Consider the following 19,759-nt stretch of genomic DNA (forward strand, 5'->3'; position numbering starts at 1 on the left):
ATCTTATTCAAACATCAAACTGGATTTCTATATATAGTCAAAAAAATATCGGTATATTTCAAAATTTCAAGTTAAAAATATTTCATAGACATCGTATTTTATCTAACACTCACATTGCTAGATAGGTAAAGAAACAGGGGATGTGTCTTTTTTATTTTTTAACAAAATATTGATATAATTGTTTATATTATAAAATAAATATAATTTATATTCTGTTTTTTGGACAATATATTGTAACTTTAATCTTACATTGAATAATTATTTCATTTTGATACTTTTCAGCATGGAAACCCTGCGTTTGTATGATTTCTTACCATCAGGTAATGGCTATAAGATACGTTTGTTATTAACACAAATTGGTATGCCATTTGACAGAATAGAGATAAATATATTAGAAGGAGAAACTAGAAGTCCAGAATTTTTAAGCAGAAATCCGAACGGTAAAATACCAGTTCTAGAAATTGGTGAGGGTAAATACTTAGCAGAGTCAAATGCAATATTAATGTATCTAAGTGAAGGAACGGAATTTTTACCTTATGACCGTTTTTTAAAAGCACAGGTATTACAATGGCTATTCTTTGAACAGTACAGTCACGAACCATTTATCGCTACATCTAGATATTGGATTTCTATTTTAGGTAAAGCAGAGGAATATCAAGAAGCATTAAAAGAAAAGCATGAGGGTGGTTATCGAGCCCTTGAAGTAATGTCCAATCATTTAACTGGGAAAAGTTTCTTTGTTGGAGAACGTTATACAATTGCCGATATTGCTTTATTTGCTTATACCCATGTTGCAGATGAAGGAGGATTTGATTTAAGTAGATTCAAAGCGATTCAAGCTTGGATAGAAAGAGTCAAAATGCAACCGGGGCATATTGGAATTAATCAAGGATAACAATAAATGGGGAATTGGTAATTGGTAATTGGGAATAAGTTAAGTTGAGTGTTTATTTGAAATTTTGTACTGAGGTAAAAGTGTAAATTTTAGCTGTTTTGTATAATATATGTAACAAAATTTAAATTTACTTAACGTGAGTTCCAACTATGAAGAAGTCGGGTTTTTCTCCTGAAATATCTCTAACAGAAGATAACTGTGATCAAAACCCGACTTCTTACCGACACACTTTATTCCCCAGGTACTAATAAAAGAGCTGATTTTGTATTTCGATCAATTTTGTCATCTTCCCAAAGCATGGAATGATATTTAATATCGCGCCACGGTTCAATCATATCAGTATAGTGAGGATTAAATGCGTGTCCCGATTGTCCGGTACTGTGAATTGCTTGGGAGTTGTCGAATGAGGCTAAATCTACAATCATCCGTAATGAAGGAATATGGGTAACTTCAAAAGATGATTGATTAGCTTTCCAACGGTTAGCATTGACAGTTTCTCCATCTCCGGCTGTTGCAAATGTTCCCCGATTAAATAGTCTTTCAATCAAAGCAACTCCCGATTTACCTAAAGTAACATTGCGAAAGTTGATTTGATGGAGCTTTCCCCAAGTCCATTTTTCGGGATTGTGACCTAAACTATTTTCTAATTCTGCTACTGCTTCTACTAATGCTTGTTTAAATATCTCATCCCGGTTTTCCACTTGTGGTGTGTTGCGATTATCCCACCATAAATTATCTGGTTGTTCCATTAAATTTTTCACAACTGCATACCAGCGATCGCCACCATCGGGATGATAATCTAGGGGTAATTCATCGTGGAATGTCAACGCTAATAATTTTTTCCAGAATGTCTCGAAAATTGCGGATGCTGGTGATTCTATCTTCAGTTGAAAATCCCAGTTGAGTAACAATTGACGCGCATTTTCGGTTTGGGAATCATCAAAATCAATCGACTTAAATATTGGGATCAAATCCCGTGCATTAATATCAAGGGTATCACCTTGGATAGACTCAATATCAGCCAAAGTTAATAGTTTATTGGTATCAGAAATCATTTCTTCAATACGTTTTGCACGATACCCGTGAACCCAATCTTTAGTAATCACATAGGGGTAACTTTGATCAACTATGGCATTATTCGCGGTAACAATATATCCTCGCGATGGATTAAAACTATGAGGTGATTCTTCAAAATCAATATAACCAATCCATTCGTATTCATCATTCCAACCAGCTACCGGATAGCGTCCATCTCCTTTTTTGCGTATAGGAGTTTTACCAGTCATTTGGTAGCCAATATTTCCATCAACATCTGCGTATACTAAATTCTGAGCCGCAATATCAAATTTACTGGCAGCTCTACGAAATTGCGACCAATTTTCAGCGCGATTTATTTCTTGGATAGCAGTAATTAGCTGGGAAGGTTCTAAAACAGTCCAGCGTAGCGAAACAGCGTAATTTGTCGGGACTTTTACTGATGATTTAGGAAATTTTTGTAACGAAGGTAGAACATCGGAAAGAATCGCACCGTGTTGAGTGTAGCGGACAATTTGATTTACTGGTTCGGAGTCCGCAACTTGAATTTCTTCGTTGACAAGTTGCATATCCACCCACTTACCATTGATTTCATATTGATTGGGGTTTTCGGGATTGATTTTTTCTACATACAAATCCATGGTATCGGACATCACATTAGTTACACCCCAAGCGATGCGGTGATTATGACCGACAATTACCCCCGGTACTCCCGCAAAGGAAAAACCCGTAACATTATAAGGACAATTGTTGCTTATTGAATTACTTGTGGAAATACAGTGTAAACCGACTTCATACCAAATTGAAGGCATTTGCACCGCTAAATGGGGGTCATCGGCTAAAATCGGTTTACCCGTTACCGTGCGTTTCCCGGAAATAGTCCAACTGTTGGAACCTACACCTATTCGGGTGCCACCGAGAATTTCTTCCATTGCAGCTACATTACTAGCAATCGATTTCAAATCAGGGGTAATATCTGGGAGAGCGAGTAAATTTATATTTTGTTTTGTTTTTGTTTCTTCTGCTTTTTTAGCTACTTTGAATTCAGGTACAATTACGGGAAAATCATCAGGATAAACCGGAAAAAGTTCCTCTACCCGTTGTTGAGAAAAATCTTTTAACAGAATACTACGTTCAATCTCATCACCCAAATTTGTACTCAGGTCATAAGCCATAACTTTACCCCAAAGGATAGAATCTATTGGCTGCCAAGGTTCCGGACGATATTGGCGATGTATCAGTTTTAATACGGCATATTCTAAGCTTAAAGCGCTACCTTGATGACTTGCCAAATAAATATTTACACCTTCTGCATAAGCTTGTAAATTTGCCTTTGTCTCGGCATTTAATGTAGCAAATTCCTGCTGTGCTATGTGCTTCCATCCCATCGTCCTTAAAAATTTATCCTTGTCTAACTGCGACTCCCCAAACATTTCTGAAAGTCTTCCAGCACCAATATGTCGCCAAAAATCCATTTGCCAAAAGCGGTCTTGAGCGTGGACGTAACCTTGTGCTAAGAATAAATCATGAGAAGATGTAGCATAAATTTGCGGGATTCCCCATTCATCTCGTAGGACTTTGACTTGATTTTCAAGTCCCCGAATCGCAATTGTGCCGTTTTCTTGAGGAAAAGATTTTCTAAATGTGTAAGTAGTTAATCCTACTAAAGTTATAATTAATACTAGAAATAATATTCCAATATTCTTAAATACTGCTCCAAACCCATCTTTTTTAAGATAATTCATTTAATTTATCCATCAACTTGCCAACTGTATAATTACGGTTAAATAAACGATATTATACAGGTTTGTAGGCATTGTTGAACGGTAATTTGCAAGGGATGGGTAGAAAAAACAAGATTAACGTTTGGTAGTAAAAACGTTAGTGAACATCATTAAAAAACCTCCGATGAGAATTGATAATGCAAGTCCTGCTGTAACTAAATCGAGTATGTTGGTATTTTCCATCTTTTTAGTTGTTAGTAGTTGGTTGTTAGTAGTTGGTTGATGGTTGTTGATAATACGTGGGGTAAGAAGTCGGGTTTTTACTATAAATATCCATAACACGCTTAGAATTCTCATAACAACCCGACTTCTGTAGCAGTTATCAGTACTTACAAGTTGATGAAGGGGGACTTAAATTCAGGAATTTAACTGTTAACTGATAACTGATAACTGTTAAAAATCAACTCCACGTTTGGGTTCTACTCCATGATTAGCATAATGTTTGTGACAGTAAACTTCAGAATGAACGCTGGCTAATTCAAAGTATTCTGGTTGATTTTGGCAACGTCCTGTGATAATGACTTCTGTATGACGGGGTTTGCGAAGTAATATTTCCATAATCGGCTCCACTGGTAGTAATTCTAAATCTACAGTGGGATTGAGTTCGTCAAGAATGATGGTTTTATATAATCCGGAAGCAATAGCTGTTTTGGCGATTTCCCAACCTCTTTCGGCTTCTACATAGTCCAATTCTTGCCGAGAATTGCGCCATACTATAGCATCCCTACCGCAGCGTTGATGGTCTACGACTTCGGGATAAGATTGTTGTAGTGCGGAAATGGCTTCATCTTCAGTGTATCCACTGCCGCCTTTGAGCCACTGCATAATTAATACACGAGTCGAACCGGGATGATTTATTCCTCTACCTATGGCTTTTAAAGCTTTACCTAAAGCGCTGGTGGATTTGCCTTTACCAGAACCCGTATAAATTTCGATGCCTTCCAATCCATATAGTTTTGCTGTGGAGTGGGGCTTCATTTCTGAATGTAAATCGGCAATATCTAAGAGTTGTTGGGGCGCACCTCTCCCGGTAGCAATGATTTCCAATTCTTGAGGTTTGGATTGTAAGGTTTTTACGACTTCATCGACTTCTAGTAAACCCAAATCTAATACAGGGTTGATTTCATCTAATACAACAACCGAATACAACCCTCCGGCAATAGCACCTTTGGCAACATCCCAACCTCTGATTGCTTCTTGTTTATCGAAGGGGATAATTTCATTTTTATCAAAAAATTCTGCCCTACCAGTGCGTACTTGGTCAATTAGATGGGGAAAACCGCGTTGCAAAGCTGCAATTGCCCCATCTTCATCGTAATCCCTTTCCGGACCTTTGAGAAACCGCAGCAACAACACCCGATTGTAGTTATTTGAGTTATTGATACCTAAACCAATTGAACGTAAAACTACTCCTAAAGCAGCTTGAGATTTACCTTTACCCGCCCCATCGTAAACGTGAATTTGACCTTTAAGCCTTGTGGGACGTAGTTGTGCTGTGCGAATACCGATGCCGTTCCTTGTCATCTCAACCCTACTAGCTCTAATGTGGCAGTCTTTTATCTTACCGAACTTCATGTACCATCAGGAAGAGATAAAAACTCATAAAAACTTATAAAATTCAATAAAAATTAAAATAGAAGATTCTCACTCAAACCTGCCTTGCATTAAACAATTATTTATCTTTATGCTAGTTCTGCTGTAAAAAATGGTAAAACACGTAAATTCCGTTTAATATTATTTTTTGATACAGCCATTAAATTACAATTGTAGTACATCATATTACACAGGATTTGGTAACAAGCATATGCCAAACTTTGACTTTTCTGACTATTTCCGAGCCTTTCCTTTTGGGCTAATCATATTTGACTTTTTATTTTTATTGGTAGCGATTCCGATAGAAGCATATATTTTGAATAAGAGATTAAAGTTCGATAAAAGAACCAGTGCTTTTTACGCAATCTCCATAAATGTGTTTTCCAATGCGATTGGTTGGATAGTTTTCTTTTTGATAGAGCCAAGTACTTTTTTCCGTAATTATAAATTAGGGTTACTAAATTTTTTACTTTACAATCGCCTAGAAGATAATATTTATGGCAATATAATTCTTGCTGCTTTTATCACTTTTTTTGGGACTTTGATGGTCAAGTTCGGATTGTTAAGATTGTTGATTATCGCATTAAGCGAACCTGATGACAAAAAGGCAGAACCAGAGCCAGAAGACTCGATTCTTTTATGGCGAAAAACGCGCCGGGGCAGAAAAGCACTTCAAAGTACAAGTTTGTTGACTACTACATTAATAGCTAATTCACTCAGCTATAGTGCGATTACCTTAGTTATATTATTTCGGATCTTCGCTCGTACAAATTTATCGTAATCACTGATAATTAGGCTAAATATTATTGATGTTTGGGAATAAATAGGAGAAAAAAATGGGTTTAGTAGATGATACCCTAGAGTTGATTGGATTAGCGGCTATACTTGATTTTTTTAAGGATATTTTTAACCGGATTAAAAATTTCTTTATACCACCAAGAGCTTTTTCTTGGCAGACATTAATTTATTTGAGTGTATTTTCTTGGTTGATGTCATCTTTAGCTGATAGTCCGATTCAAGATATTATCGCATTTTTTGGTTGGGTATTTCTAATTGCTGGTACTTCTTGGTATACCACGGATAAACCTTTGTATATACCCGGTACTATTATGCCTGTGGGAGCAGTAATCACAGGAGGTATAGTCAGTATTTTCGCTTTTCGGCAAGACGATGCAGTTGTAGCTCGAACAATTATTTTTTGGCCGACAATATCCGCATTAATTACTGCTATTCCGGAGTTTTTTGAAGGAAGCGGTACCGATGTTAAAACTCAGCTACCAAAATTAGAAGACCGTGAAAGTTTGATAGTTTTAATTGGTTGCTCTATTTTATTAAGTTGCTGGTTAAATGTTTATGTAGTTACAGATAGATGGATCAGCGAATATCCCAGCGCTAAATATCCAGTTTCTGAGAAGGTTGATGACAAGGAAATTACTCAACGCAGTGATTTATTGACGTTTTTGGAACCTGGAGATAAAACTCCCAAAAACGGGGTTTTAATTTTAGACAAACTTCAGCAAGCGGTAGAAACAGCATTAAGAGGAAAATCTTGGTCTAACGTCGAACTATGGTTAAAGAATGCAAATCAAGAGGTTAACAAGCTCGGAGAAGCAGTAATTGCAATTCATTTAGCTGAATTTGAAGAAAAAGATTTATGGAGTACTCAAGCAACTGTAGACAATCTTGATCCAAAAAATCCCAGTTCTTACATCTTAAATTTATTTAGTGTATGGGATGGTCCGAGTGCTGTACCCGATGGATATTATCTCCAGAAGTCATGTCAAATTGAACCCATTACAGAACCTGTTGACACCCTCAGTCCTCAAAATGAGAAAATCACTGTTGCAGAAATCGAGTGTTTACCGCAAATTCGCTCTGGTTTCGGAAATCCTCCCCAACAACAGCGATAAATTGACAATTAGCAATTGATAACTGATAACTGATATGTGAAAATGACTAATTCTTGAATTACTATGAATGTGAATCGAATATTTGCGATCGCGAATAATGCTTTCTTGGAAGTGGTGCGCGATCGTATTTTGTATATCATCGGTTTTTACGCAATTATTTTGACAATTGCAGTTTTTTTTCTACCGCAAATAGCAGCAGCTACTGAAGATAAAATGTTTTTAGACTTGGGTTTAGCAGTAATGAACGTCCTGAGTCTAATTATTGCGGTATTTGTAGGTACAGGATTAATTAACAAAGAAATCGAAAAACGCACGATTTTAATGTTAATTGCTAAACCCGTCAGTGGAAATGAATTTATTATGGGGAAATATTTCGGCTTATCGGCTGTTTTAGGATTAATTGTCGCCGCAATGAGTGCTATTTATTTAATATTTCTACAAGTAAATAATATCAGTTATTCTGCCACAAGTATTATAGTTAATGCTATTTTCCTGATATTACAATTATCTTTAATCGGGGCGATCGCAATTACTTTTGGTGTATTTACAGCTTCAATATTAGCAACAGCTTTAACGTTTGCAGTTTATTTAATGGGAAATATCACCCAAGATTTACTTAATCTAGCTCGAATCAGTGAAAATCCCGGTTTAGAGAAAATAACTCAAGGTTTATATTTACTTTTACCCGATTTATCCCGTTTAGATTTAAAAAATGAAGCTGTTTATGGTTTATCAGCATTACCCGATTCCACAACGCTATTTATAAATGCTGGATACGGTTTGATTTATACCGCAATGATTCTAGCTTTAGCTTCTGTGATTTTTTCGCAAAAGGAATTTTAGAAGAACTATCGGAGTTAGTACCACCGGAGTTAGGAGTTACGCGAAAAAATAAAATTTTTCTATTTCCTCAAAAATGTCAAGTAGAGCAATTATTTGAGATATTGATCAAGCCGATTTTTTGAAAAAGCCGGTTCTTCAGTTATCAGTTAATTGATAACTGATAACTGTTAACTGATTTGTTGATCAACTAAAACAAAAAATTTGAATTTCTTTGATTCTACCATCAGGCATAATTGCTTGGTCTAAGTTAGCGTTTCTTAAGTTTGTGCGTTGCAAATTTGCTTCTCTTAAGTTAGCTTGAGTTAAATTAGCCCAAGCGAGGTCAGCATTAGTTAGGTCAGCTTGATTCAAATTCGCTTCTAATAAATTGGCACCACATAATCTGGCTTGTTGAAGATTAGCTTTGAACAAATTCGCTTCAATCAAAGATGCTTCAATTAGTTGAACTTGACTTAAGTTAGCTTTTTGTAAATCTGTATCGCACAAAGAAGCTTCTCGTAAATTGCTACCATATAAATTTGCACCTGAAAATATTGCACCACATAAAGAAGCTTGCCTGAAATCTACATTAGTTAAATTAGCTTCACGAAAAGATGCTTCATGCATATAAGTTTCTCGCAAACAAGCTTGAGTTAAATTTGCATTATCTAATTTAGCTTTCTTGAGAATTGCTCCGCTGAAATTAGCATTACGTAAATCTGCTCCTGTCAAATTGACTCCGGTTAAATCAACTTCTCTTAAATCGATTCCACTTAAATCGTATCCGCTAAAGTCTCTTTGTCCAAAACTATCGGTAATTTGACTTAATACGAATTCCTGTTTGTCAGCACGATTATCCATAATATTTTCCTTTGAGTGTAAAATTTGTTAAATCGCCATCCTGACAATTACTGTATTTCGAGGTTACACCCTAAAACGAAAAGATTAGAATAATCAATTTTAAATTTTTTGCAAAAAAATGATCAAAGAATCCGCAAACAATTGAAAATAGCTGTTTTATAGTCAAATCATTTGTCAAAGCATCCTGATAAAATCACCAAAACCTGATAGCTTTCATATATATAAATATAAAAAGTCACCATATTATGACTGCTGATTTTCATTTACGTTCGCGATGCAATTCCTTCTGAATATCGCGCTGTATCTCTTTACCGTTTACATTAAAAACTCTGCGTACCTCCGCGTAAACCTCAGTGTGACTCTGCGTAAAAAAAAACAAAAACTTCAAATTCAAAATATAATTTAAACTTAATATTTTATTAACCAAAATGCAAAAAATAACTTGTATGATAATTTATTTAAATCTTTTAATTCAACAGGGCTAAAGCCCCACAAAAAAATCACAAATTAACTATCTTCACCCCAAGTCCTTAACTGAAAATAAACCAACACCATTGCGATCGCAAGTAGTACAGTTGCTGCTGCTGCTGCATAACCGAAATCAAACTGACCGAAAGCTTCTTGATAAATATAATAAACCAGTAAATTTGTAGAATTGAGAGGACCACCACCAGTAATGACATAAACCTGCTCAAAACTGCGTAAAGTGAAAATAACAGTGGTTATCGTTGTAAATATCAAAGTCGGCCGCAATCCCGGTAAAGTAACGTACCAAAATTGTTCCCAACCGCTAGCACCATCAAGTTCTGCGGCTTCATAACGACTAACTGGAATAGCTTGCAAACCAGCTAGAAAAACCACCATATTGAAACCAAGCTGCTTCCAAATACTTAATAAAATTATTACAGGCATTGCCCATACAGTACTGCTCAACCAAGGAATAGGTTGAATACCAATACCCGAAAGCAAGGCATTCACAGGACCTTCATTTTGAAATAGCCAGCGAAATCCCAAACCAGCAGCGACTAAAGAAACAATTGAAGGTAAAAAATAAGCAGTTCGTAAAAATCCCCGCAAAATGATATTTCGGTTTAATAGCACAGCTAATCCTAAAGGGATAACAATACTAGGTATCACCGTAGCGACTGTGAAATACAAAGTATTCCACATTACTTGATAAAAATCAGGATTAAGTATTAAACGTAGATAATTTTTTAACCCAACCCAAGTCATACCTTCTTTAGTAAAACTGCCATTGGTAAAGCTGAGGTAAAATAAATAGCCAATTGGTCCAATGACAAAAACAAACAGTAGTGCAAGTGCGGGAGCGAGAAAAAACCAAGCTGCAAAGGTTTCGTTGTCTAGTAGATTTTTGAAAGAAGTTTGGGAAGTTTTAGTATTTTTCTGCATAGAATGCGATGATAGAAGCCGGTAAAGGTATTTTACCTAAGTAGGTGTCGCTAGTCGATTTTGTATTTACGGTAGCAAAGTTTCCAGCCGAAATTGCAGTTGCGTTGGTGCATTAGTAGTAATAATGTGCATCCCGAAACGTCTCCACAACAAAGCTTCAAGCAATGTAGCTTTTCTCCCCTGCGAGAATGTTAGTATTTGAATTAAATGACCGAACAGTATTGATCAATTACTATTACTATGGCTAACCCGCAAACTGAATCCAAACGCAAAGTACTTCTATATCCTGGTGAGGATGGATACTTTATCGTGGAAGTACCCAGCTTGTCAGGATGCATTAGTCAGGGAAAAACTCGTGAAGAAGCTTTAGCCAATATTGAAGAAGCGATCGCTCTTTATATTGAAGTATTGCAAGACCGAGGTGAACCCATTCCAAATGATACGATTGAGGTCGTTCTGGTATGAGTAAGTTACCTGTTATTTCAGGTGCAGACTGTGTTAAAGCACTTGAGCAGATAGGCTTTGCTGTAGACCGTCAGCGCGGAAGTCATATAATTTTAGTACGTGAAGAACCTAGAACCACAGTCTCAGTACCAGATCATAAAGAACTCGATCGAGGCACTTTGCGTGCAATTATTCGGCAAATTGACTTGAGTGTTGACGAATTCATTGAACTGTTATAAGTAATTAGAAGTAATTAGACAAAATTAATAGAAAACGGAGAAATATAGCAGTTTTCGCTTGGGTGGAATACAAATTTTATCTCACCCCGTCCTCCGGGCACCCCTCTCCTCCCGACAGGAGAGGGGAAGGGGGTGAGGTTTTAGTGTATTGGACTCAACTGAAATTTGCTATAGGGAATAGGCAAGAAAAGATTTAAGATTTTACCTATTACTTATTTTTGAAAATTTTACAAAAACATGAATTCTCTCTCCCCAAGTTTGGTATCTCCTGATATCCCCACACAGTCACAGGTATCAAAACCTTTAAAATTGGGAATAATGGCTTCAGGTAATGGAAGTAATTTTGAAGCAATTGCTCAAGCCATTGAAAACGGACAATTAAACGCTCAAATTCAAGTTTTAATTTATAATAATCCCGATGCTTATGTAGCAGTACGAGCAGATAAATGGGATATTCCTGCCATACTCATCAATCATCGTGACTACAAGCACCGAGAACAGTTAGATCAGCAAATTGTTCAAACATTGCGTTTCCATCACGTGGAATGGGTGATTATGGCTGGCTGGATGCGCTTGGTAACTCAAACATTAATTGATGCATTTCCCGACAAAATAATTAATATTCATCCCAGCTTGCTACCCAGCTTTAAAGGAGTCGGTGCAATAGAACAAGCAATAGAAGCTGGAGTTAAGATTACTGGTTGTACAGTGCATCTGGTCTCCTTAGAAATGGATAGCGGTAAAATTATCATGCAAGCAGCCGTACCAGTGCTACCCAATGATAACCCAGACACGCTTCATAAAAGAATTCAAATTCAAGAACATCGAATTTTGCCCATAGCGATTAATTTAGCAGCGAAGGAGTGAGAAGAGTTGACAGTTGACAGTTGGCAGTTGAGAGTGGTTATTACACCTTTGACCTTTGATCTTTAACCTTCGACCTGTTCCCCAATATTTAATTACAAATTATCCTATTTTTGCGATAGGGGGGTACAATAAATGCCGATTGTCTTCCCATCATATGAAAATATCATGATTTCGAGTAACGACTTTCGCTCTGGTGTTTCAATTGTAATAGATGGTTCGGTATGGCGAGTGGTAGAATTCCTCCACGTTAAGCCAGGTAAAGGTTCTGCTTTTGTGCGGACGAAACTTAAAAGTGTGACGACTGGTAATACTGTAGAAAAAACCTTCCGCGCTGGAGAAACGGTACCTCAAGCTACTTTGGAAAAAAGTACTATGCAGCATACCTATAAAGAAGGAGATGATTTCGTCTTCATGGATATGGAAACTTATGAAGAAAGCCGTTTAACTTCCGCACAAATTGGCGATCGCGTTAAATATCTGTCAGAAGGTATGGAAGTTAATGTGGTTCGCTGGAATGAGCAAGTACTAGAGGTCGAATTACCCAATTCTGTAGTGCTGGAAGTTATAGAAACCGATCCTGGTGTCAAAGGTGATACCGCAACAGGAGGCAGTAAACCAGCGAAGCTCTCAACTGGAGCATCTATAATGGTTCCTTTATTTATTTCTCAAGGAGAACGTATCCGTATCGATACCCGTGAAGATAAATATTTAGGTAGGGAATAACTACAACTTCAATTTATTTTTGGAAAAAACGGCGTTGTCATCTTACTGTGGGGGGATATCAATCCCTACCATTTTCAAAAAATCTCATATATCCATTGATTATCTATAAACTGATTCTATGAGGACATTTTAGCTGTGTCATTAGACTTTAACGAAATCCGTCAACTTTTGGCGACTATTGCCCAAACGGATATTTCAGAAGTAAATCTTAAAAGCGAAAATTTTGAACTAACGGTACGTAGGGGTGCTATTCACCCCCATCCAATACCATCAGAAGTAGTTGCAGTACCATCAGTCCCAATTAACATTCCAGCCCCTGACTTGTCGCTGACGGTAGAAAAACCTGGCAATGGAGGAGGACATAATCCTCCTAGCTCTACAGCTAAAGATTCCAAACTAGTAGAAGTTTATTCGCCGATGGTAGGAACCTTTTACCGCGCTCCCGCACCGGGAGAATCGGCATTTGTAGAAGTTGGCGATCGCATTCGTCGTGGTGATACAGTATGTATCATTGAAGCTATGAAATTGATGAATGAAATTGAAGCGGATTTATCGGGTCAAGTGATGGAAATTCTGGTAGAAAATGGTTCTCCTGTAGAATATGGTCAAGCTTTGATGCGAATTAACCCCGATTAAGTATTAATCTATATAACGAATGTGTAATTGTAAAAAAAGTTAGTCACCTTAGCGGCGGGTTAATTCTGATGAAACAAACGTTGCCTATACCCTCAGATGTGGTGCAACAAGTAGCTGAATACTTCAGTCTGTTGAGCGAACCAATGCGCCTACGATTATTGCATCTGCTTCGATATGAAGAAAAATGCGTGCAGGAATTGGTAGAAGCAACCCATACTTCTCAGGCTAATGTATCAAAACACCTCAAGGTAATGTGGCAAGCGGGAATTCTCAGCCGCCGCAGTGAAGGAACTTGTGCCTACTACCGAGTGGAAGACCAAATGATTTTTGAGTTGTGTAACCAGGTTTGCGAACGTCTTGCTAGCAGGTTAGAACAACAAGCTCGTAGTTTTCGGATTCTAAACGGTAGATGATTCAACAGTTATCAGTTATCAGTTATCAGTTAACCCTGATAACTGTTAACTGTTAACTGATTTAATTAAAGCTCAAAGTTTTTCTGGTAATTGTCACGAGTCAGTGGCTGTTGCAAATCTAAGCCTTCACCACCAAGCACTTCAATTTGTTCACCGTCCAATTCCAGGTAGACTTTAGCGTTGGGATTTAAAGCTGTTGCTGTATACACAACTTGTCCTACACGACCTATCATGGAAGCGCTACCACCACCAAATTGAAAATCGGACGACAAGTTAACTCGAACTTCGTCTCCTTGAGCTTTAATATCCAACAGTTTGGTACCTTCAGGTATTGTAGAAGAACCACTTCCTTCTGTTGGTCCGGCTAATAAACGTTGAAAAGATGCTTCTAAAAACTCTGAAGGATTATTAACATCTGCTTGGACTTGAATGCTTTGAGGTACTAATTCAAAATTGTTACCATCTTGACTTTCTTGAATCCAATAAACTGTAGCAGTTTTTTCGTTAGTAGCTTTTGGAGTTTCTACTGGATTTGTTGGTTGCTGAGTTACAATCGGGGGATTTGGATTTGAAGTGTCGCTGGGATTATTGATCGTAAAATAACCCACGACACCTGCAACTGCAACAGCCGCAGTTGTAATAGTTGCCGCGATACCGGAAGAAATACGATTATTTTTTGGTTGCTCTGTCATCTGATACCTTCTATATTAGCTGCGATAGTACCCGTATCTGTGTGAGGGGCTTGGTAGACAACACTGAATGTTCTTTATATAACGGTTTAATTTGCACGAAAGCCGCAAGTTCTGGTTTGGACGGTCTGATAATGTAATTTTAGAATTCTTATTAGAAGTCCGTCACGTTCTTTCCTGATATAAATCCAGTGTTTGATTAAGGTTTTTTACTATTCCTTTAACAAATTATGATGCAACTTGTTCCTCATTTACAGTTACTAAGATTTCAATTAACTTAATTTGTCTAACTTTGTTGCGGATTGAGTTCCATCTCTACTTTTATTAACAAAGGTTTTGACTCATTTTCCGAACGTAATGTTATTTATCGCAGCGGAAATATTGGCACGATGAGTAACGGTTAACAAGATATCTACTCCATCAAAACCGATAACTGATCTTTTATTTTCTGCTTTAAAATAGATACAACTTCATCGATGGCAATTTCGTATGATTCGCTACTTTTGCGCTCCACAACTTCAACTTTACCCTCGGCGATCGCCCTTCCGGTGACAATCCGATAAGGAATACCAATCAAATCGGCATCTTTAAATTTAGCTCCCGCACGCTCGCTTCTATCGTCTAAAACAGTTTCAATTCCGGCTTGATTTAATTCTGTGTAAAGTTTTTCGGCAACTTCCACTTGTTGAGCATCCTTAATGTTAGGAATTGTCACAATTGCATGATAAGGTGCAATCGCTACAGGCCAAATAATTCCGTCTTTGTCGTAGGATTGCTCTACAGCAGCTTGAGCGATTCGCGAAACTCCCACACCATAACAACCCATTTCTAAAGGTTTATCCTTACCTTGTTCGGTAGTATAAGTCGCTCCCATGGCTTGGGAATATTTGCTACCTAATTGAAAAATATGTCCCACTTCAATCCCACGAGCCGATTTTAAGGTTTGCTCTGGATTGTGACAAGCGCGATCGCCAATTCTTGCTGTACGTATATCTACTACTATTTCTGGTAATTTAAAATGTTCCCCCCAATTAGCTCCTAGTACGTGATAACCGGATTCATTAGCACCAGTAACAAAGTTCTTTAAATCCACAGCTGTTTTATCTACCAAACGTAGAAACTTGGGATGAATCTGTTTTGAAGGTTTAATATAATCGTCGCCAATATCCGGTGCAATATAACCCAAAGGTAAAGCCTTCGCCGTCCATTTTTCCTGAGCTTCTGGACTGGGTACCTCTAAAGCGATAATAGTATTTGCTTTGTAAGTTGAAGCTAGTTTAGTTAATTCATTATATAACTTAACTTCATTTACATCTTGGTCGCCTCGGATGCTTACCAAAATCAATACATTTGCACCATTATCATAAACTGCTTGATAAAGCACATTTTTGACAACTTGAGTAGGAGAACAATCGAGTATTTTACAAAGCTTCTCAATAGTCTCAGTATTGGGAGTTTCTCGTTTTTCGTAAGTTATAAAATTAGAAGTTTCGGCATCGTCCGGTAAAGAAACCGCTTTTTCCACATTAGCAGCATAGTTGCCGTCATCGGTATAGAGGACTTGATCTTCCCCAGCTTCAGCTAAAACCATAAATTCCGTAGAACCAGCACCACCAATAGCCCCAGAATCCGCTTCCACAGCACGAAATTGTAAAGCACAACGCCGCAGCATATTGCTGTAGGCAGAGTACATATCCTGATAAGTTTTTTTCAAGCTTTCTTCATCAGTATGGAAAGAATAGCCATCCTTCATGATAAATTCTCTACTACGCATTAAACCGAAACGGGGACGAATTTCATCGCGGAATTTAGTTTGAATTTGGTAGAGATGAACTGGTAACTGACGGTAAGAGCGAATCGTATCCCGTGCAATTGTGGTGATTACTTCCTCATGAGTGGGACCTAATGCCAAATTTTGTTCGCGACGGTCAACAAGGGAAAACATGATACCCTCAGCCTTAGTATAAGTATCCCAACGTCCCGACTCCTTCCATAACTCCGCAGGTTGTAATTGAGGCAAAAGACATTCCATTGCACCAGTAGCATTCATTTCCTCACGAACAATTTGGGAAATCTTTTGCAAAACCCGCCACATCAAAGGTAAATAAGCATATATACCGCTACCGATGCGACGAATATAACCAGCGCGGACAAGTAGCTTATGGCTGGGAATTTCAGCATCCGCTGGGTCATCTCTAAGTGTAACGAATAACATTTGTGACAGTCGCATTGTGTCTCCCCTTTACAGATTTAATAAATTTAATCATTTGTATTTGATATACTCAGCAAATATACTCAGGAAAGAGCTTTATTGTAAACCTAAGTGTTAAGCTGTTCCAAATAGAATTTGGACGGGTTTACCCATCTCCAAAAAATTAATTACCAATTGTGAATTGTGAATTGGTAATTATATTGACCCTTCTGGAGGGGGTTTGGGGGACGCAGCCGTCCCCCAATCGGAGGTTTGGGGGAGAATCCCCCAACGTCTTGGTTTTTTTCAACACGATGAATTTATGATTGACAAATAAATAAACAGGCAAATTTCATTAAACCGTATTTGATTATAAATATTTTTATTCATCAAATGAAATTATAAAACTAGGAGAAAATTACTTTGTCCCTCAGTATTAATCAAGCACAACCACCTCTAGAATTTATTTCTCCAGCGTTTAATCCTGCTGTTTTAAGAATTACCCAGTTGTTATTACCAGCTTGGATAAATTCGCGAACCATCATTAGTCAAATTGAAGCAGAAAATGTCCAAACTTTAGTAAAATTAATCAATGAATTTCAGCAGAAAAAAATTCGTTTTTTAATTGCATTCCGTCATCCTCAAACAGAAGATCCTTTTGCACTAGCTTACTTGTTTTCTCATATCGTACCGAAAATAGCGCGACAAGAAGGAATTCCGCTCAAGTATCCCGTTCACACCCATTTTATTTACGATCGAGGAATTCCCCTGTGGGCTGGTTCCTATGTTGGCTGGTTTTTCTCGCGTATGGGTGGTACACCGATATATCGAGGTAAAGCCGATTGGACGGGATTAAAGTCGGCAAGGAATTTGTTTGCAAACGGACATTTCCCCATGGCTGCGGCTCCGGAAGGGGCTACAAATGGACTGAGCGAGATAATCAGTCCTTTAGAGCCGGGAATCGCTCAATTAGGCTTTTGGTGTGCGGAAGATTTGCACAAAGCCAGACGCAGTGAGCAGGTTTTTATTTTACCAGTTGGGATTAAATATAGTTATACTAATCCGCCATGGGAGTCGATAGATAAATTATTAAGCGAATTAGAAGCAGCAAGTGGTTTATCTGTAAATCAAAATGGATTTGATGCAGCCTTACCACAAGAAATACTTTATCCAAGGTTGATTGGTTTAGCAGTACATTTATTGTCGATTATGGAAGATTTTTACAAACGTTTTTACCATCATTCACCAGAATTAAATATACTAGAACCCGAAACCAGCGACGGGAATGAAGCTATCAAGTTACGGTTAAAAGCATTATTAGATAGTGCTTTAAAAGTGTCAGAAGATTACTTTTATTTACAGCCCAAAGGTAATTTTAACGACCGCTGTCGGAGAGTAGAACAAGCGGGTTGGAATTATATTTTTCGAGAAGAGTTGAAGGATGTTAAAGCATTATCTATTATCGAAAAAAGATTAGCTGATAGAGTTGCTGAAGAAGCGAATTTAAGAATGTGGCATATGCGTTTGGTGGAAAATTTTGTTGCTGTAACGGGTAAATATGTAAGGGAGAAACCAACAGCAGAAAGATTCGCGGAAACGACTTTGCTTATATGGGATATGGTAGCTCGAATTAAAGGTAGTAATCCGTTCAAACGTCCGAAGTTGGGTAAACAAAAAGTGAGAATTACTATTGGAGAACCGTTGTCTATTTCTGATAGATTTGAGGATTATCAAGCTAGTCGGAAAAATGCCAGAATTGCGGTTGGGGATTTTACGAGGGATTTGCAAAAAGCGATGGAACAATTAACAATTTGAAAATTATGATTTCTTTTCCCCGCAAAAAAAATAATTCCATATCATAAAAAATTATACATTGACTGAGATGACAGATGAATTAAATATATAACTAGCATTTCTAAGATAAAACCGTTAAATTGTAGTCAAAATAACTTTATGTAAAAATATATGGCGGAAATTGTTAAATCTATAGGGCTGTTGCTCGTTCTTCTTAACCCGTTCCTAGTCATCATTTACCTTGTCGATGTGTTAGAGAAACTGGACAAAAGGCAGTTCACTAATGTCTTAATTCGGGCTGGAATGATTGCAAGTGCAGTCTTCTGCTGTTTTGCCATTCTTGGGGATCTCGTATTCTCCTATGTTGTACAAGCAGAGTTTGCATCTTTTCAAATCTTCGGGGGTCTTGTTTTTCTGCTGATCGGATTACAGTTTGTTTTTCGCGGTCCGACAGCAATTGAAATGCTTAGAGGAGAATCAGAACACCTCGCTGGTGCGATCGCGATGCCCATTCTTATTGGACCAGGTACGATCGGAGCCAGCATTGTTATTGGCAGAAGACACGATGCTCTTACCGCTTGTACCGTTGTGCTGACAGCAGTGGTTATCTTCGTTGCGGTTGTACTGGTTCTCAAATCGGCGCACGATTTTGTGCGTCCGCGACAAGCACGACTGATTGACAGGTATATCGAGATTGCCGGACGTATCATGGCATTGTTTGTTGGAACTGTGTCTATTGAAATGATCGCGCAGGGCATCCGGACATGGGTAAATAAGTTCTAATGGGCAATGCAGAATTTCAGATCATTAAAGGCACATGAATTATATTTGTGGTTGACAAAGGGAATAAATGTGACTCTTTCCCAACATCAATGTTTTGATTTTTATCAAATTAATTAGGGTTTGCTGAAAAAGTAAGAAAAAAGCAGCTTGGAGAATCTTTTTGGTGCGGTTCATCGCAAGATTTTCGGTTTTTCGGAATGTCTAATTAATGAAGGCACAACTACTTATAGCTTTCGTACAGTTTATTGACGAGCGTTTCAAATCTAGCAGTCAATTGGGTAAATTGAGAACATTTGCAATGACAATTCGAGGAGTCACAAATCCCGGTAACGGTAAATAAGCTGAACTTGATGCAAGAATGGCTGCTGATGTCACCGAAATTATTCGTAGAGTAGTGACTGAGGAAATTTGCTCTTGTAAAGTTTCCTTACTAATATTCTTTAAAATTGCATAAGTTCATTTTACTTCCACCCATATTATTTTAGGGGAAAAATATAAAAAAATCTTATTTAAAGTATCTACCTTAAGATAGATTTATTCTTTTGAATCTCTCTTGGTATCTTTTGATAAAGAATAACAATTTTATAAAATAAATAATTATGATTCTTGATTTATGGAAAGTATAATAATTGCTTGAATAACTACTAGGGGAGCATCCCAATTTTGCAAA

General features: G+C 37.5%; 20 protein-coding genes. 13 read left to right on the top strand and 7 right to left on the bottom strand.

What is annotated here, in order from left to right; translation table 11 throughout:
• Positions 1–283 precede the first annotated feature (283 nt).
• Positions 284–895, top strand: a complete 612-nt coding sequence (locus tag IQ247_RS03065) for a glutathione S-transferase family protein (protein WP_193916923.1) — start codon at positions 284–286, stop codon at positions 893–895.
• Positions 896–1,125: 230 nt separating this feature from the next.
• Here IQ247_RS03065 and IQ247_RS03070 read toward each other — a convergent pair whose 3' ends face one another.
• From IQ247_RS03070 to IQ247_RS03080, 3 genes are all read right to left on the bottom strand, one after another.
• Positions 1,126–3,675 (bottom strand): penicillin acylase family protein, encoded by a 2,550-nt coding sequence (locus tag IQ247_RS03070; RefSeq protein WP_193916925.1) that lies wholly within the window; start codon positions 3,673–3,675, stop codon positions 1,126–1,128.
• 114 nt (positions 3,676–3,789) lie between these two features.
• Positions 3,790–4,011 (bottom strand): hypothetical protein, encoded by a 222-nt coding sequence (locus IQ247_RS03075; protein ID WP_193917038.1) that lies wholly within the window; start codon positions 4,009–4,011, stop codon positions 3,790–3,792.
• 96 nt (positions 4,012–4,107) lie between these two features.
• Positions 4,108–5,238 carry a cob(I)yrinic acid a,c-diamide adenosyltransferase gene (locus IQ247_RS03080; RefSeq protein ID WP_193916927.1) on the bottom strand — a complete coding sequence of 377 codons (1,131 nt, stop codon included), beginning with the start codon at positions 5,236–5,238 and terminating at the stop codon, positions 4,108–4,110.
• Between the two features lie 280 nt (positions 5,239–5,518).
• Here IQ247_RS03080 and fraC point away from each other — a divergent pair, with 280 nt between their 5' ends.
• The 3 genes from fraC to IQ247_RS03095 all read left to right on the top strand — a co-directional run bounded on the left by fraC (position 5,519) and on the right by IQ247_RS03095 (position 8,060).
• Positions 5,519–6,088 (top strand): filament integrity protein FraC, encoded by a 570-nt coding sequence (gene fraC / locus IQ247_RS03085; RefSeq protein ID WP_193916929.1) that lies wholly within the window; start codon positions 5,519–5,521, stop codon positions 6,086–6,088.
• A gap of 55 nt (positions 6,089–6,143) precedes the next feature.
• A complete protein-coding gene (gene fraD / locus IQ247_RS03090; protein ID WP_193916931.1) occupies positions 6,144–7,217 on the top strand; it encodes a septal junction protein FraD in 1,074 nt (357 codons plus the stop codon).
• 63 nt (positions 7,218–7,280) lie between these two features.
• On the top strand, positions 7,281–8,060 hold the full coding sequence (locus tag IQ247_RS03095) for an ABC transporter permease (protein ID WP_193916933.1): 780 nt from the start codon (positions 7,281–7,283) through the stop codon (positions 8,058–8,060).
• 183 nt (positions 8,061–8,243) lie between these two features.
• Here IQ247_RS03095 and IQ247_RS03100 read toward each other — a convergent pair whose 3' ends face one another.
• Together IQ247_RS03100 and IQ247_RS03105 are read right to left on the bottom strand one after the other, a co-directional pair.
• Positions 8,244–8,900, bottom strand: a complete 657-nt coding sequence (locus IQ247_RS03100; RefSeq protein WP_193916935.1) for a pentapeptide repeat-containing protein — start codon at positions 8,898–8,900, stop codon at positions 8,244–8,246.
• 507 nt (positions 8,901–9,407) lie between these two features.
• Positions 9,408–10,310, bottom strand: coding sequence for a carbohydrate ABC transporter permease (locus IQ247_RS03105; protein ID WP_193916937.1), 903 nt, complete (start codon positions 10,308–10,310; stop codon positions 9,408–9,410).
• Positions 10,311–10,550: 240 nt separating this feature from the next.
• On the opposite strand from IQ247_RS03105, the gene IQ247_RS03110 reads away from it, so the two are divergent.
• From IQ247_RS03110 to IQ247_RS03135, 6 genes are all read left to right on the top strand, one after another.
• Positions 10,551–10,775, top strand: coding sequence for a type II toxin-antitoxin system HicB family antitoxin (locus IQ247_RS03110; protein WP_193916939.1), 225 nt, complete (start codon positions 10,551–10,553; stop codon positions 10,773–10,775).
• Positions 10,772–10,993 (top strand): type II toxin-antitoxin system HicA family toxin, encoded by a 222-nt coding sequence (locus IQ247_RS03115; RefSeq protein ID WP_193916941.1) that lies wholly within the window; start codon positions 10,772–10,774, stop codon positions 10,991–10,993. Before IQ247_RS03110 ends, IQ247_RS03115 begins: the two co-directional genes overlap by 4 nt.
• Positions 10,994–11,230: 237 nt before the next feature.
• The gene (purN, locus tag IQ247_RS03120; RefSeq protein WP_193916943.1) at positions 11,231–11,860 is read left to right on the top strand and encodes a phosphoribosylglycinamide formyltransferase; all 630 of its coding nucleotides are present in this window, start codon (positions 11,231–11,233) and stop codon (positions 11,858–11,860) included.
• Between the two features lie 165 nt (positions 11,861–12,025).
• Positions 12,026–12,583 carry an elongation factor P gene (gene efp, locus IQ247_RS03125; RefSeq protein ID WP_193917030.1) on the top strand — a complete coding sequence of 186 codons (558 nt, stop codon included), beginning with the start codon at positions 12,026–12,028 and terminating at the stop codon, positions 12,581–12,583.
• 135 nt (positions 12,584–12,718) lie between these two features.
• On the top strand, positions 12,719–13,219 hold the full coding sequence (gene accB / locus IQ247_RS03130) for an acetyl-CoA carboxylase biotin carboxyl carrier protein (RefSeq protein ID WP_193916945.1): 501 nt from the start codon (positions 12,719–12,721) through the stop codon (positions 13,217–13,219).
• 68 nt (positions 13,220–13,287) lie between these two features.
• The gene (locus tag IQ247_RS03135; protein ID WP_193916947.1) at positions 13,288–13,632 is read left to right on the top strand and encodes an ArsR/SmtB family transcription factor; all 345 of its coding nucleotides are present in this window, start codon (positions 13,288–13,290) and stop codon (positions 13,630–13,632) included.
• 65 nt (positions 13,633–13,697) lie between these two features.
• Here IQ247_RS03135 and IQ247_RS03140 read toward each other — a convergent pair whose 3' ends face one another.
• Both IQ247_RS03140 and proS read right to left on the bottom strand, forming a co-directional pair.
• Complete coding sequence (locus IQ247_RS03140; protein WP_193916949.1) at positions 13,698–14,324, bottom strand: GerMN domain-containing protein; 627 nt, start codon at positions 14,322–14,324, stop codon at positions 13,698–13,700.
• A 409-nt stretch (positions 14,325–14,733) separates the two neighbouring features.
• Positions 14,734–16,551 carry a proline--tRNA ligase gene (gene proS / locus IQ247_RS03145; RefSeq protein ID WP_193916951.1) on the bottom strand — a complete coding sequence of 606 codons (1,818 nt, stop codon included), beginning with the start codon at positions 16,549–16,551 and terminating at the stop codon, positions 14,734–14,736.
• 384 nt (positions 16,552–16,935) lie between these two features.
• Between proS and IQ247_RS03150 the strand changes: the two genes are divergently transcribed.
• The 3 genes from IQ247_RS03150 (at position 16,936) to IQ247_RS33045 (ending at position 19,429) form a co-directional block, all read left to right on the top strand.
• The gene (locus tag IQ247_RS03150; protein WP_193916953.1) at positions 16,936–18,327 is read left to right on the top strand and encodes a lysophospholipid acyltransferase family protein; all 1,392 of its coding nucleotides are present in this window, start codon (positions 16,936–16,938) and stop codon (positions 18,325–18,327) included.
• Between the two features lie 150 nt (positions 18,328–18,477).
• Positions 18,478–19,089 carry a MarC family protein gene (locus tag IQ247_RS03155; RefSeq protein WP_193916955.1) on the top strand — a complete coding sequence of 204 codons (612 nt, stop codon included), beginning with the start codon at positions 18,478–18,480 and terminating at the stop codon, positions 19,087–19,089.
• 208 nt (positions 19,090–19,297) lie between these two features.
• Positions 19,298–19,429, top strand: coding sequence for a hypothetical protein (locus IQ247_RS33045; RefSeq protein WP_265579658.1), 132 nt, complete (start codon positions 19,298–19,300; stop codon positions 19,427–19,429).
• Positions 19,430–19,759 lie beyond the last annotated feature (330 nt).

Origin of the sequence: Plectonema cf. radiosum LEGE 06105 (assembly GCF_015207665.1) — a bacterium.
Lineage (GTDB): Bacteria > Cyanobacteriota > Cyanobacteriia > Cyanobacteriales > Nostocaceae > Rivularia > Rivularia radiosa_A.